Annotated in this window: 2 protein-coding genes (both cut by a window edge); both read right to left on the reverse strand. The window is 68.6% G+C overall.

Annotated elements, in window-relative coordinates:
• On the reverse strand, nt 1-6639 hold the start of the coding sequence (locus LZC95_33140; protein WXA91290.1) for a non-ribosomal peptide synthase/polyketide synthase. Its footprint begins 9720 nt before the window's first position; only the first 6639 of its 16359 coding nucleotides appear in the window; the start codon lies at nt 6637-6639; its stop codon lies off the left edge, out of view.
• A protein-coding gene (locus LZC95_33145) for a non-ribosomal peptide synthase/polyketide synthase (GenBank protein ID WXA91291.1) crosses the window boundary here: on the reverse strand, nt 6639-16774 show its 3' portion. Its footprint extends 28417 nt past the window's final position; the window shows 10136 of its 38553 coding nt (coding positions 28418-38553); its start codon lies beyond the right edge, outside the window; its stop codon occupies nt 6639-6641. The genes LZC95_33140 and LZC95_33145 overlap by 1 nt, the downstream gene beginning before the upstream one ends.

Below are 16774 nucleotides of genomic sequence, written 5' to 3' on the forward strand. Positions count from 1 at the left end.
CGCGTCGAACGACACGGGCGCGTACTGCAAGAGCACGTCGCCGGACACAATCTGCACGTAATTGCGCGCCATCGCCAAGCGAGCCACGGCGCGGTGCGGAATCGTCACCCCTTTGGGACGCCCCGTCGAACCCGACGTGAACATCACGTACGCCGCGTTCTCGGCCCCCACCGAGGCCGGCAGATTCGTCTCTGGCTGCCCGGTGAGATCCGCCTTGGGATCCACCATCGCCCCCAGCGGCGCCTCCTCCAGCATCAACCGAATCCGCTCCGCCGGATACTCCGGGTCCAGCGGCACGTACGCGCCACCAGCCTTCAGGATGCCCAGCAACCCGACGATCATCTCCGGCGAGCGCTCCACCGACAGGCCCACCAGAGTCTCCGGCCCCACGCCCTGAGCTCGAAGGTGGTGCGCCAGCCGATTTGCCCGTCGATTCAATTCTCCGAACGTGATCTGCGCATCGTCGAACACGACCGCCACCGCGTCCGGCGTCCGTGCGGCCTGCGCCTCGAACAACCCGTGCACCGTCGCGAGACGCGCATACTCGGTCGTCGTGGCGTTCCACGTCTCGAGCACCTGGCGGCGCTCGGCGACGCGCATCGTGGGAAGCTCTCCGATGCGCACGTCCGGTGTGGCGGCCATGCCCTCGAGCAAGGTGCTCCAGTGCTGGAGCACACGTTCGATGGCGCGGCGCTCGAAGCGCTGACCGTCGTACGAAAGCTTCAACCCGAGCTCGTTCGGCCCCGGCGCAACGACCGCGGTCACACCGTAGTTCGTGCGCTCGAGTCCCTCCACCTCGCGAACACGCAATGCGCTGTCCGTGCCGGTGGCCGCGTCGATGGGGTAGTTCTCGAACACCACCAAGGTGTCGAACAGCGCTTGCCCACGCACCTCGCTCGCAGCCTGCACCTCGATGAGCGGCGTGTGCTCGTACTGCCGCATCTCCGCTTGCAGGGTCTGCAACTCCTCCAGCCACGGCAGGAGCGCGCGATCGGCCTCCACGCGAACGCGCACGGGCAGCGTGTTGATGAACAGGCCCACCATGGATTCGACACCATCGAGATCCGCCGGCCGCCCGGCCACCGTCGCGCCGAAAACCACGTCGGTGCTACCGCTGTATCGGCTGAGAAGAATGGCCCACGCGCCCTGCACCAGCGTGTTCAACGTCACGCGCCGTTGACGCGCCACGGTGTGGAGCGCCCGGGCCGTCTCCTCCGGCAGCCGCACCTCGACCTCGTACGGAGCCCCTGCAACCTCGGTGGGGGAGCTCCCCAAACGCAACGACGTCGGCTCGGAAAAGCCGCGCAGGCGCTCGGCCCAGAACGCGCGCGCCTCGCGCGGATCCTGCCGCTCGAGCCATGCGATGTAGTCGCGGTACGGGCGACCTGGCGCGCGCGGTGAGCCCTGGTAGCTCTCGAAGACGTCCCCGAAGAGCAACGGCAGGCTCCATCCATCCAAGAGCGCGTGGTGCGAGCTGACGACGAGCTCGTACGAGTTATCGCCCGTTCGCGCCAAGAGCACGCGCATCAGCGGCGCCTGGGTCAGCTCGAAGCCGCGCATGCGATCGCGCTCGAGGTATTCGCGCAGCCACGTGCGGCGCTCCGAGTCGGACAGCAGACGAAGGTCCTCGTGCACGAACGGCAGCGCGGCGTGCGCGTGCACGATCTGCACGGGCTCCTCGAGATTTTCCCAATGGAACGAGGTACGCAACACCGGGTTCCGCTCGACCGTCCGCTGCCACGCTCGCTCGAAGGCGGCCGTGTCGAGCGTCCCCTCGAGGGTGCATCGGAGTTGCTCGAAGTACACACCGGATGCCGGCTCACGCAGGGTATGAAAGATCATCCCCTGCTGCATCGGCGAAAGGCGGTACACGTCCTCGATGCCGCGCCCGCTCCCGATCAACCGATCGAGGCCGGCCTGCTCGATCCGCGCGAGGGGGAAATCCGACGGCGTGTAGCCACCCGCCTCGGGTGACAGGCAATGGGCCATCAGCGTGCGCAGATGCCCGACGAACCGCTCCGCCAAATGGGCAACGGTCTTCCGCGCATGGAGGCCCGTGCAGAATGTCCACTCCGCATGAAGGCGCCCGCCATCCACGATGACGCTCACCTCCAGTGCGTGCGTTCGCGCCTGCTCGGGCGCCTGCTCGGGGCCACGCCCCTCGCGCGCGGGCCGAAAGGACGATAGCGCTTCGACGGCCTCGTCGACCTGCCCGAAATAATTGAAGCTCACCTCGGCGGAGGGCATGGCGCGAAGCTTCGCCTGCACCTCGTCGTCGCCGAGGTAGCGCAGCAGCCCGTAGCCGATGCCATGGTTCGGGATCTGGCGCAGTTGCTCTTTGATGGACTTGAGTGCCTCCCCCGGCCCCGTGCCCGCAGGCATGGCGAGGCTGACGGGAAAGAGCGTCGTGAACCAGCCCACCGTGCGCGAGAGGTCGATGCCGTTCCACAGCTCCTCGCGCCCGTGGCCTTCGAGGTCGACCCGAACCGCATCGCCGCCCATCCACTCGAGCAAGGTGTGCGAAAGCGCGGTGAGCAGCACATCGTTGATCTGCGTGCGGTACGCGGAGGGAACGCGCTTCAGGAGCGACTCGGTTTCCTCGGCGCTCAACGAGGCTTGCACGCTGTCCGTGTGGGCGCGCGTGTTTTCGCCACCCGCGAAGTCTCGCGGCAGCGGACGCACGTCGGCAGCGGCCTCCGTCCAATAGCTGGACTCTCGGCCGAGCTCGGGGCTCCGAGCATACTCCGCGAGCCGCCCCGCCCATCGCTTGAACGAGGTGCTCTTCGGCCCCAGGCGAGGCTCCTGCCCCGCCGCGATTGCGTCCACGGCGAGCTGCAGATCGTGAAGGAGGATGCGCCACGAAACGCCGTCGATCACCAAGTGATGGGCCACGAGCAGGAGGCGGCCGGGGCGCCCGTCGCCGAGCTCGAACCACACCGCTCGAAGCAAAGGTCCACGCGAAAGGTCGATGCGCGACTGCTCCTCGACAGAGCGCGATTCGATGGCCGCCGCCTGCTCGTGCTCCGGCACACGGGCGAGATCCACCACCGAGAGGGCGATCTCGGCGTCGCCGTGATGCTGACGGACGGCGCCCGGTGCGAGCTCGTACCGAAAACGCAAGGCATCGTGGTGCACCGTCAAGGCGTGGAGCGCGCGCTCGAGAAGCTCCTTCGGCGAGCCGCCCAAGGGCGTCTTCACCTCGAACATCACGGATTGATTGAAATGGTGTTGCGATTGCAACCCTAATTCGAAAAACCAGCGCTGGATGGGCGTGAGCGGCGCCTCGCCCTCGATCGGCCCCTCCTCTTCCACCGCGGGCTGCGCCCCGGAGGCGATGGCACCGGCCAATTCGGCCACGGTGGGGTGCTGGAACAACAGCCGCGGCGTCACCTGCAAGCCCGCGCGGGTGGCGCGGGCCACGACTTGGATCGTCAGGATCGAATCGCCCCCGGCCTCGAAGAAGTTGTCATGGATGCCCACCCGCGCTTGGCGCAGCACCTTGGCCCAAATATCGGCGAGCGTGGCCTCCGTGGGGTTCCGCGGCGGCTCGTACGCGGCACCCGAGGCAAGGCGCGACGTCTCGTCGGGGGCCGGCAGGGCCTTGCGATCGACCTTGCCCGCCGGGTTGAGCGGCAGCGCGGGAAGCTGCACGAAGATGGCCGGCACCATGTACGCAGGCAGCTTCGCCTGCAGGTACTCGCGAAGCTCGGCCACCGAGAGCTGCTCCTCGGATGCGAGGTACGCCACCAGGCTCCGCTCGCCCGGTCCGTCTTGCCGGGCGAGGACCACGCACGCGGTCACGTTCGGGTACGCGGACAAGGCGGCTTCGATTTCTCCGAGCTCGATGCGGAAACCGCGAATCTTCACCTGGTGGTCCGCACGCCCCAAGAACTCGAGCGTGCCGTCGCCACGCCAGCGCGCGACATCGCCCGTGCGATAGAGGCGCGCGCCGGAGCGCCCGCCGAATGGGTCGGCGAGGAAACGCTCCGCGGTCAACTCGGGGCGGCCGACGTAGCCGCGACCCACCGTGATGCCGCCGATGTACAGCTCCCCGGGCACGCCCACCGGCACCGGCTCCAGCTCGGGACCGAGCACGTAGGTGCGCGTGTTGAGGATCGGCCGCCCAATGGAGGGCGCGCCCACGTTGCTCGTGCGGCACCGGTGCGCCGATGCCCAGATGGTCGTCTCCGTCGGGCCGTACGCGTTGACCAGCGATCGCCCCGCGGCCCACGTGCGAACGATGGACTCCGTGCATCGATCGCCCGCGGTGACGATCAGCCGGAGCGCGGGCAGATGCGCATCGAGCACGGCCAGCATCGAGGGCGGCAAGGTGACCAGGGTGATGGCCTGCTCGCGGAGCGAGGCCGCGAGATCCACGGGCGAGCCCACGGTCGCCGCGTCGGCGAGCACCAAGGTCGCGCCCTGGAGAAGGGCCATGCATATCTCGAAAACGGACGCGTCGAAGCTCATCGACGCGAACTGCAGAACGCGATCGTGCGGCACGACACCGAACGCCGCGGCTTGCGCGCGGTACAAGTTGCTCAACCCACGGTGCGGCAACGCCGTGCCTTTGGGCCGCCCGGTGGAGCCCGAGGTGTAAATCACGTAGGCGACGTTGTCCGGGTGCGCGGGCCTGGTCGGCACGTTCGCCGGGGCTCCGTCGTCCTGGTCCATCGACAAGGTCGGTACGCGATGCTGGGGAAGCCGCACGGCGATTCGCTCACGGGTCAGCAGAACCCGCAACCCGGCGTCCTCCAACATGTACGCAAGGCGCTCCTCGGGGTACGTCGGATCGAGCGGGACGTACGCCGCACCGGCCTTGAGGATGCCCAAAAGCCCCACGACCATCTCGGGCGATCGATCCATGCAGAGGCCGACGAAATCGTCGGGACCCACGCCGAGTGCGGCCAAACGACGAGCAAGTCGATCGGCGCGCTCGTTCAGCGCGCGGTAGGAGAGCTGCGCGTCGCCGAAGACCAAGGCCACCGCGTCCGGAGCCTCCGCCACGCGCGCCTCGAAGAGGTGATGCGCGCACGCATCGTGCGGGTAATCGGCGTCGGTCGCATTCCATGCGCGCACGACCTGGTGGCGCTCTCCCTCCGCAAGCAGCGGAAGCTCGGCAACCCGGGTGGCCGGTGCGGCGGCGATACCTCGGAGCAGCACGCCGAAGTGCTCGATCATCGCGGCGATGCTCTCTGCCTCGAAGAGGTCGCGGTCGTACTCCAATGTTCCGCGCAGCTCACCGTCCTTCGATTCGGCCAAGAGCAAGGTCAGATCGAATTTTGCAACGGGCGCGTCGGCGGCGACGGGAGAGAGCTCCACGCCGGGCAGCGAAAGGGTGCCAACGGGGGCGTTTTGCAGCGCGAACATCGTCTGAAACAGCGGCGTGCGGCTCGCATCCCGCTCCACGTCCAGCGCGTCGACCAGCTTCTCGAAGGGAACATCTTGGTGCGCGTAGGCCCCGAGCGCCGCCTCGCGCACCTGCGCGAGAAGATCCACGAAACGCGGATTCGCGGAGAGATCGCTCCGCATCACCAGGGTGTTCACGAAGAAGCCGATGAGCGGCTCGATCTCCGCGCGATTCCGGTTGGCCAGCGGCGTGCCCACCGCAATGTCGGAGGCGCCGCTGTAGCGCGCAAGGAGCACTTGGAACGCCGCGAGAAGCGTCATGAACAGCGTGGCCCCGTGCTGGCGACCGATACTGCGCAAGGACACGGTGACCGCCTCGGGCACCACGATGTCCAAGCTCGCACCGCGATGGCTACGCAGGGCGGGGCGCGGCCGATCCGTCGGGAGCTCGAGGGGGCGCACGCCGGCGAGCCGCTCCTTCCAGTACGCGAGCTCGGCGGCGAGCACGTCGCCCGAGAGCCGTTGACGCTGCCACGCGGCAAAGTCGGCATATTGAATCCCGAGCTCGGGCAGCGGCGACGGTCTTCCTTCGACGAAGGCGGGGTAGAGCGTCCCCACCTCTCGAACGAGCACGCCCATCGACCAGCCGTCCGAGACGATGTGGTGCATGGTCACGAGCAGCACGTGCTCCTCGGCCCCGAGCCGCAGCAGCGAGGCTCGAAGGAGGGGGCCGCGGGCGAGATCGAACGGGAGGCTCCCCTCGTCCGCCACGTGGCGCTCCATCTCGATGGCGCGCTGGTGCTCGGGCAGCGGCGAAAGATCGATCACCGGGATGGTGTAGCCCTCGGGTGCCGGGTGAATCGTCCGCGCGGCATGGCCATCGCGCGCGGTGAACACGGTTCGCAGCACCTCGTGCCGGCGCACCACCTCGCCGAAGACCTGCGCCAGCGCGGGCACGTCCAGGCGCCCGCGCACACGAAGCGCGATGGGGACGTTGTAGACGGCGCTGCGGCCATCGAGCTGGTCCAAGAACCAAAGGCGCTGCTCGGCGAACGAGAGCGGCAGCTCGCCGTCGCGCGGCACCGGCACGATGGGCGTCTCCTTCCCTGCGTCGTCGGCGCCTTCCGCATTCTGCCGGAGAAAGCGGAGGATCTCTTCCTTGCGTGCCCGCAGCTCGTCGCGAAGCTCGGGACCGAGCGCCCCGCGCGCGGCGCGGTAGCGCAAGGTGTCCCCATCGAGCCACAAGGCCACACCGGCCGCCTCGAGGCGGCGCATCAAATCGAGATCCATTAGAGATCGCCCTCCTCGACATCGTCGATGTCGGCCAGCTCTGCGTATCGAATGCGGGTCCGCGCGGCGAGGAGCCCTTCGATGGCCTCGGCGCACCCGGCGACGGTCGGCCTCTCGAAGAGACTTCGCAACGGCACGTCGACGCCGAAGGTCTCGCGCACCCGCGAGATGACCTGCGTCGCAAGAAGTGAATGCCCGCCGAGGGCGAAGAAGTCGTCGTGCAACCCGACGCGTGACACCTTCAGCACCTCGCCCATCATCGCGGCAACGAGCCGCTCCGTTTCCGTTCGCGGAGGCTCGTACGAGCCTCCGTTCGACGCGTGCGCCTCGAGCGCCGGCAGCGCCGCGCGATCCACCTTGCCGTTCGGGCTCAGGGGCAATGCTTCGAGCTGGACGAACGCGGCTGGCACCATGTAGCCGGGCAGCTTGCCCGCGAGGTGCTCGCGCAGTTCGCTCACCTCCGCCGTCGAGACGACGTACGCCACGAGGCGCTTGTTGCCTCCCTCGTCGCGCACCACCACGACGGCCTGCGACACCGACGCGTGCTCGCCGAGCACGGCCTCGATCTCCGCGAGCTCGATGCGGAAGCCGCGCAGCTTCACCTGCCGGTCGACGCGCCCGAGGAATTCGATGCGGCCATCGGCGAGGTACCGCCCGAGATCGCCGACGCGATAGAGCCGCGCTCCCGGTTCGCCGTGGGGGTCGGCGATGAAGCGCTCCGCCGTCAGATCTGCACGCCCCAGATAACCCCGCGCGAGACCATCACCACCCGTGTAGACCTCGCCGGCGGCGCCCACCGGCACCGGCTCGAGGTTCGCGTCCAGCAGGTACACGCGCGTGTTGTCGATCGGCCGCCCGATCGGAACCGGCGTGCGGTCCTCATCGACGGGCCCGCAGCACGTGAACGTGGTGTTCTCCGTGGGGCCATACCCGTTGATGATCTGGCACCCCGGCAACGCCGCGCGCGCACGGCGCACGTGGTCCGGCGACAGGGCATCACCACCGGCGAGCAGCGCACGCACGCCGCGCAGCCGCTGCACGTCGTCGTCGACCATTTGGTGAAACAGCGGCGCCGTCAGCCAGGCGACCGTCACGCCGTGATGCGCCAAGGTCGCACCGAGCTCCTCGAGCGACAGCGCCCCCGGCGGTGCCACGGCCACCCGAGCCCCTTGCAGCAGCGCACTCCACACCTCGAAGGTCGATGCGTCGAACGACACCGGCGCGTACTGCAGGAGCACGTCCTCCGGCGCGATGCGAACGTAGTTGCGTGCGAGCGCCAGACGAACCACCGCGCGGTGCGGAATGGTCACGCCCTTGGGCCGGCCCGTCGAACCCGACGTGAACATGACGTACGCCGCGTTCTCCGCCCGCACGGTGACGGGCAGATTCGTTTCCGGCAGCCCCGTGAGATCCGCCTTCGGGTCCACCATCGCCCCGAGAGGAGCTTCGTCCAGCATGAGCCGGATGCGCTCGGCCGGGTACTCCGGATCCAGCGGCACGTAGGCACCGCCCGCCTTCAGGATGCCCAAGAGCCCGATGATTGTCCCCGGCGAGCGCTCCACCGAGAGGCCGACCCGCGTCTCCGGCCCCACCCCCTTCGACCGGAGGTGGTGCGCCAGCCGATTCGCGCGCCGATTCAGCTCGCCGTACGTCAGCTGCGCATCGTCGAAGACAACCGCCACCGCGTCCGGCGTTCGCTCAGCCTGCGCTTCGAAGAGCTCGTGCACCGTCGCGTGCCGCGCGTAGTCCGTCGCCGTCGCGTTCCACGTTGCGAGCACGTTTTGGCGCTCGGCCTCCACCATCAGGGGGAGCTGCTCGATGCGCTGCTGCGGCGTTGCGGCGATGCCATCCAGCAGCACGCCGAAGTTCGCCACCATCCGGGCGATGGTTCGAGCATCGAAGAGATCCGCATTGTACTCCAGGGCGCCGCGCACTTCGCCGTTCGCCTCCTCGAGCGACAAGGTCAGGTCGAACTTCGCGACGTCCGCCTCCGGGTCCATCGGGGTGAGCTCGAGCCCGGGCAGCGCCAGGGGCTCGATGGGCGCATTTTGAAGCACGAACATCGCTTGGAAGAGCGGTGTGCGGCTTGGATCGCGTTCCGAGACGAGCGCCTCCACGAGCTTCTCGAAGGGCACGTCCTGGTGGGCATAGGCGCCCAGCGCGTTCTCGCGCACCTGCTTCAAGGCGTCCACGAAGCGCGGATTGCCCGAGAGATCGCTGCGCATCACCAGCGTGTTCACGAAGAAGCCGATGAGCGGCTCCATTTCCACGTGGCTCCGATTGGCCACCGGCGTGCCCACGCTGATGTCGCCCGCGCCGCTGTAGCGCGCCAAGAGCACCTCGAAGGCGAGGAGCAGGGTCATGAACAAGGTCGCGCCATGCTCACGCCCGAGCCGCTGCAACCCTTGCGTGAGCTCCGCGGAGAGCACGACGTCGTGCCGCGCACCGCGGTAGGTTTGAACCGCGGGGCGTGGGCGATCCGTGGGCAACTGCAGCGGCTGCGCGCTGGCGAGCCGCGTCCGCCAATAGGCGAGCTGGGTCGCGAGCACGTCGTCCGCGAGCCAATTGCGCTGCCACGCGGCGATATCGGCATATTGCACCGCGAGCTCCGGAAGCGGCGACACGGCACCCGAGGCGAAGGCGGCATAGAGCGCGGCCACCTCGCGAACGAGCACGCCCATCGACCAGCCGTCCGACACGATGTGGTGCATCGTCACGAGCAGCACGTGGTCATCCGGCCCGAGCCGCAAAAGGGTCGTACGCAGCAGCGGCCCCCGGGCCAAGTCGAAGGGAATGCTCGCCTCGATCTGCGCCCGGCGCTGGCACTCGCCCTCGCGGTCCGCGTGCGAGGAGAGATCGACCCGTGGAATGATCCAGTTCGCAGGCGCAGGGTGAATCGTTCGCGAGGGTGCGCCCTGCTTCGACGGGAACGTGGTGCGCAGCGTTTCGTGCCGTCGTACGAGCTCCGCGAAGGCACGCTCGAGTGCGCCCGTGTCGAGCGCACCGTGCAGCCGCAGCCCCGCCGGCACGTTGTACGAGCTCTCGCCGGGCGCCAATTGATCCAGGAACCAGAGTCGCTGCTCGGCAAACGACAAGGGCATCCCGGGCTCTCGCGCCACCGGCAAAATCGGCGGCGCCGCCGTCCCCGCACGGGATGTCGCGATGCGCTCGGCCAGTGCAGCGACCGTCGGTTCCTCGAAGAGAGCACCCAGCGGCAGCTCCACGTGAAACGCCGCACGAAGGCGCGAGACCACCTGCGTCGCGAGCAATGAATGCCCGCCCAGGGCGAAGAAGTCGTCGCGGATGCCAACGCGGCTGCGTCCGAGCACGCCAGCGACGATGCCCGCGGCGATTTCCTCGATGGCGTTGCGAGGCGCTTCGTAGCTCCCATCGGGGCTCGCGGGAAGCGCGCTCGCGTCGGGCGCCGGCAAGGCCTTGCGATCGACCTTGCCGTTGGTGTTCAGGGGCAACGCATCCAGCTCGACGAAGGCCGACGGCACCATGTACGCGGGCAGCTTCGACTCCAGGTGCGCACGAAGCACCGTCCACGGTGTCGCCCCGGGACGAAGCACCACGTAGGCGACGAGGCGCTTCTGCCCGGGCACGTCCTCCCGCGCGATCACCGTGCATGCGCGCACGGCAGCATGCTCCGCGAGGGCGGCTTCGATCTCGCCGAGCTCGATGCGGAAGCCGCGGATTTTCACCTGGTGGTCTGCGCGATCGAGGAACTCGAGCTTGCCCTGCCCGAGCCATCGCACGACGTCACCCGTTCGATAGAGCCGCGCACCGGGGCCGCCGAACGGATCGGGCACGAACTTCTCCGCAGCGAGCTCCGGCCGCCCTGCGTAGCCTCGCACCACGCCCGCACCGCCGATGAAGAGCTCCCCGGCGACGCCGATGGGCGCGGGCCCGTTCTCCGAGTCCAGCACGTACAGAGTCGTGTTGTCGATGCCGCGCCCGATGGGGACGAGCCCGGAGACGGCTTCGATGTGCTCCACGGCCGACCAAATCGTGGTCTCCGTGGGGCCGTACATGTTCCACAGCGATGCACTGCGCCCGATCAGATCGCCGGCAAGCGCCGCGGGCAGTGCCTCACCCCCGCAGAGAACCTTGAGGCCGGGCGATCCCGTCCACCCCCCATCGCGCAGCATGCGCCAGGTCGCGGGTGTCGCTTGCATGACGGTGGGTGCGGTCTCGCGCATGCGCGTCTCGAGAAGCTCGCCATCGACGACGACCTCGCGCCCGAGAACCTCGACGCACGCCCCCGTGACCAAGGGCAACCAAAGCTCGAGGCCGGCGATGTCGAAGGAGAGCGTGGTCACGGCCAGGAGGCGATCCTGCGCACCGAGGCCGGGACGTTTGGCCATGGCGCCCAGGAAATTCGTGAGCGCGCGGTGCGGAACCTCGACGCCCTTCGGCCGGCCCGTCGAGCCGGACGTGTAGAGCACATAGGCGAGATCTTCGCCCGAGGTTCGCACCCGCGGCGACGAGCCGGGCATGCGCGCGAGCTCCGTGTCCGCATCGAGGCACAACACCGTCTCCGGCGCGTACGACAGGTTCGCCAGCAGCCTTTGCTCGGCCACGAGCACGGACAAGGATGCATCGCGAAGCATGAATTCGGTGCGCGCCGCCGGGTGGCTCGGATCCAAGGGCAGATAGGCCGCGCCCGACTTGGCGATGCCCAAGAGGCCCACCACCATGTCGATCGAGCGCTCCACGAGCAGCCCGACGAGCGAGCCCGGTCCCACTCCGAGCCCGCGAAGGCGATGGGCCATTTGGTTGGACCGACGGTCCAACTCGGAATACGTGAGCTGGGAGTCTTCGAAGATCAGCGCGATGCGGTCCGGCGTTCGCGCGGCCTGGGCCTCGAACAGCTCGTGGACGCGCGCATCGGGGTACGCCACCGCGGTGTCGTTCCACTCGGCCAGCACGCGCGTGCGCTCCGCCTCGGTGAGCAGCGGCAGCTCGGAGATGCGCCGCTCGGGCGTTGCGGCAATGCCCTCGAGCAGCGCGCGGAAGTTCGCGGCCATCCGCGACACGGTCTCGCGGTCGAAGAGATCGCGGTTGTACTCCAGGTCACCGCGGATCTCGCCGTCGGCTTCGTCGAGCCAGAGCGTCAGATCGAACTTGGCAACCTCCGACGGCGTGGGCAGCGGCGAGAGCTCCACCCCCGGCAGGGAGAGCGACGACACCGGCGCATTCTGCAGCGCGATCATCACTTGGAAGAGCGGTGAACGGCTGGCGTCGCGCTCCACGCCGAGGACCTCCACCAGCTTTTCGAAGGGCACGTCCTGGTGCGCGTACGCGCCCAGTGCGTTCTCGCGAACCTGCTTCAACAGGTCGGCGAAGCGCGGGTTCTGCGACAGATCGCTGCGCATGACCAGCGTGTTCACGAAGAAGCCGATGAGCGGCTCGAGCTCGGCGCGACCGCGGTTGGCCACCGGCGTGCCGACGCCGACGTCGGTGGAGCCGCTGTAGCGTCCCAGAAGCACCTGGAAGGCCGCCATCAAGGTCATGAACAAGGTCGCACCGTGGGCGCGACTCACCCGGTGAAGCGCGGTCGTGAGCTCCCTCGGGAGCAGCACCTGCTCCGTTGCCCCGCGGTAGGTCTGAACCGGCGGGCGCGGGTGATCCGTCGGAAGATCGAGCACCGGAAGCCCGGCGAGCCGCTCGCGCCAGTACGCGAGCTGGGCGTCGAGCACGTCGCCGGAAAGCCATTGGCGTTGCCACGATGCGAAGTCGGCGTATTGGACGCCCAGCTCGGGCAACGGGGTCGCGGCATACAGCGCCGCGACCTCTTTGACCAGCACGCCCATCGACCAGCCGTCCGACACGATGTGGTGCATCGTGACGAGCAGCACGTGCTCTTGCGCGCCAAGGCGCAGCAAGGTGGTGCGCAGGAGCGGACCGTTCGCGAGATCGAACGGCTCGTTGGCCTCCTCGCGTGCGCGTTCTTGGACCTCGTCGGGCGCGGCCCCGATCAGGTCGATCACCGGGATCCACCACGGCGCCGGTGGCGCGATGTTCCGTCGCGGCCGCCCATCCTCCGACACGAAGGTCGTGCGCAGCGTTTCGTGCCGCCGGACCACGTCGCCGAAGGCGCGCGCCAGTGCCTTCTCGTCGAGCGCCCCCACGAGCCGCAGCGCCGCGGCAATGTTGTACGCGCTTCCACCCGGCTCGAGTTGGTCCAAGAACCAGAGGCGCTGCTCGGCGAACGAGAGGGCGAGCTCTTGATCGCGCGCCACGGCCTCGATCGGCGGCACGGTCAGGGCCATACCGGCACGCTGCGCCGCCTCGATCCGAGCGGCCATCCCCGCCACGGTGGGAGCCTCGAAGAGCGCGCGAAGCGGGACCTCCACCGCGAAGGTCGCGGCCAGCCGCGCCACGACCTGCGTCGCCAGGAGCGAGTGCCCGCCCAGTGCGAAGAAGTCATCGTGCACGCCAACCTGGGCGACACCCAGCACGTCCGCGACGATGCCGGCCACGAGCGCCTCGATGTCGTTGCGCGGGGCATCGCCCGCGTCGGATGCAGGGGCGGCGTCGGGCTCGGGGAGCGCTTTGCGATCGACTTTGCCGTTCGCCGTGAGCGGCAGCGCCGGTAGCTCCACGAAGGCCGACGGGACCATGTACGGCGGAAGCTTCGCTTGGAGGTACGCGCGGAGATCTGCAGGCTCGCCCTGCAGGACGACGTAGGCCACGAGCCGCTGCTGCCGCGCCACCACGACCACGTCGCGGACGGACTCGTGCTGCTCCAGCGCCGTCTCGATCTCACCGAGCTCGATGCGGTAGCCGCGCACCTTCACTTGGTGGTCGATGCGTCCGAGGAACTCCAGCTCGCCGCTGGGAAGCCAGCGCGCGAGATCGCCCGTCTTGTAGAGACGTGCCCCACCGAAGGGATCGGGGACGAAGCTCTCTGCGGTGCGCGTCGTGTCGTTCAAGTACCCGCGCCCGACGCCGGAGCCTCCCACGTAGAGCTCTCCCATCACCCCCGCCGGCGCAGGCCGATGGTGCGCATCGAGCACGTACAGTTGCGTGTTTCGAATCGGACGGCCGATGGGCGTGTTCACGATGTCCGTGTCCAGCGGCGTCGCGATCACGCGGTGCGTGACGTCGTCCGAGCATTCCGTCGGACCGTACGCGTTCATCAGCGGGATCTCCGGATAGACGCGCAGCCACTTGCGGCACAATTCGGGCGACAGTGCCTCGCCCGTCACCAAGAGCCACCGCAACGCGGCAAGGTTCGGAGCCTCGCCGCGCGCCTCGATGCCGTCCAGCGCCGCGCGGAGCAACGATGGGACCACCTCCAGGATGGTCACCCCGGACGACGCCACCTCGTCGAACAGCCTTCGCGGATCGTGCGCCACTTCGTTGGGGAGCACGTGCACGCTCCCGCCGACCAGCAGCGCCGACAGGTACTGCCATACCGAGATGTCGAAGCATTGCGACGCGGTTTGTGCCACCACGTCGGACGCGGTGAGCGCGAGGTCCTCGACCTTGGCATCGAGGTGGTTCAGCATGCCCCGCTGTTCGACCATGGCGCCCTTCGGCACGCCCGTCGAGCCCGAGGTGTAGATGACGTACGCCATCTGACGATTCCCGGCCACGCTGGAAGAAGGCCGTGCATCACCGGCCGCGAGCTCGATGTTCAGGCCCGCCGTGACCACGCAGCGCGCACCACTTCGGGCGACGACGTCCGCGCGACGCTCGGAAGGATGCTCGGGATCCAGCGGCAGGTACGCCGCGCCGGCCTTCCATGTGCCCAGCATGGCCGTTAGGAATTCCACGTTGCGGTCCATCGAGAGGGCCACCACCGACTCCGGACCAACCCCCGCGGCTCGCAGGTGCTGCGCGAATACGCCGGCGCGACGATTCAGTTCGGCGTAGGTGACTTGCTCGGCCTCGAAGACCACCGCCACGGCGTTCGGCGTCCTCGAAGCCTGCTCGTCGAACGACTCCGCAAAGCTCGCGTGCGGGCGCTCCGTTGCCGCGGTTGTGTTCCAGCCGCGCAGCAGCATTTGCTCCTCGGGAAGCGTCAAGAGCGACAGCTCGCCGATGCACGCCTCGGGGGCCGCAGCCATCTGCTCCAGCAATGTGGACCAGTGGCGGGCGAGGCCCTCCACGGCGCTCTTTTCATAGCGCGCGGTATCGTAAGCGATGCGCAGCGCGAGCTCCTGCTCGGGCACGGCCACCGCCGTCAGACCGAAGTTCGTCTGCTCCAATCCCCGAACGTCGCGAACACGCAACTCGCTTGCAGAAACGCTGGCGCCGTCGATGGGGTAGTTCTCGAACACGACGATGGTGTCGAACATCGGCTGCCCGCGCGGTACGTCGCTCCAGCCGTGCACCTCGACCAGCGGGCTGTATTCGAACTGACGCATCTCGACCAGCCGCTCTTGGAGCTGCTCCAACCACGCCGCCAGCGGTGCGTCGTCGGGCACGGTCACCCGCAGGGGCAGCGTGTTGATGAACAAGCCCACCATCGAGGCGATGCCGTCGATTTCGGCCGGGCGCCCCGATACCGTGGTGCCGAACACCACCTCGCGCTCGCCGCTGTAGCGGCTCACCAAGATGGCCCACGCGCCCTGCACCAAGGTGTTCAAGGTGGTGCGCCGCGCACGGGCCAGGGCGTTGAGCGCGCGCGTCGTCTCCTTCGAGAGGCGCATCGCGATCTCGCGCCCCGGCTCCGCGGCGCGTTCGGCGGGCGGGCTCTCGAGACGCAGCGACGTGGGCTCGGAGAAGCCGCGCAAGTGCTCTCGCCAAAAGGCCTGCGCCTTGCTCAGGTCCTGTCGCTCGAGCCATGCGATGTACTCGCGGTACGGACGACCCGGCTCGCGGTTTGGCTCACGGCCCGAACGCAGTGCCTCGTACGTCTCGAACACGTCCCCGACGAGCAGCGGCAGGCTCCATCCGTCGGCCAAAAGGTGGTGAAAGCTGACGACCACTTCGTACGACGGCTCCGACGTCAGGTGCGCGAGTCGAACGCGAAGCAGCGGTGGCCGCGTCAATTCGAAGCCGCGCGCGCGGTCCTCCTCGAGGTAACGCTCGCAGCGTTCCCGCCGCTCGGCCTCCGGCATGTCGCGCAGATCCTCGCTCGCCACGTCCACGGTCACCTGGCGATGCACCACCTGCACCGGCTCGCCGAGCTCCCAGTGGAACGAGGAACGCAGAATGGCGTGCCGCGCCACGACGTGCTGCCACGCTCTTTCGAAGGCGGCTGCGTCCAGGTGGCCGTCCAGCACGAAGCGGTGCTGCTCGACGTAGACGCCCGAGTGCGGCTCCCGCACCGTGTGGAACAGCATGCCATGCTGCACGGGCGAGAGTCGGTAGACGTCTTCGACGTGGTGGCCGTTGCCCAAGAGCGCATCGAGCTCCGGCTGCGTAAGCTTCGTCAGCGGGAAATCCGAGGGGGTGAAACCGCCCACGTCCGGCTGCGCACAATGGGCGATCAGCGCGCGCACGTGCTCCAAGAAGCGCCCCGCCAGCCGGGCGATGGTCTCGCGCAGGTGCACGTTGGTGCTGAAGGACCAATCGAGGTGCAGCCGCCCTTCGGTGACGATGCCGTTGATCTCGACGAGGTGCGCGCGTTCGTCGCGCGGGTCGCGATCGTGGCCGCGCGATTCGAAGGCCGGGCGGAACGCGGAAGGTGCCCCCACCTGCCCCAGGTAATTGAAGATCACCTCCGCCGCCGGAAGACGCGCCAACGCCGCGGCGGTTTCGCCTCCGCGCACGTAGCGCAGCAGGCCGTAGCCCACACCCCGCTGCGGAATCGCGCGAAGCTGCTCCTTCACCGCTTTGAGCACGCCGCCCGGAGTGCCCCCGCGCCCGATCTCGAGCACCACCGGGTAGAGGGCGGTAAACCAGCCTACGGTGCGCGAGAGGTCGAGGCCCTCGATCAGCTCCTCGCGGCCGTGGCCTTCCAGATCGACGAGCGCGGCCTGGGCGCCGGTCCATTCGGTCAAGGTTCGAGACAACGCGGTCAGCAGCGCATCGTTGATTTGCGTCCGATAGACCTGCGGCACGCGCTTGAGAAGCGCGTTCGTCTCGTCCTCGGTCAAGGCCACGCTCACCGTCTCGACCGAGCCGGCGACATTCTCGCCCCGCGCATGGTCCCGCGGAATGGGGCGGACATCCTGCC

This window comes from Sorangiineae bacterium MSr12523, assembly GCA_037157775.1.
Classification (GTDB): domain Bacteria; phylum Myxococcota_A; class Polyangia; order Polyangiales; family Polyangiaceae; genus Pendulispora; species Pendulispora brunnea.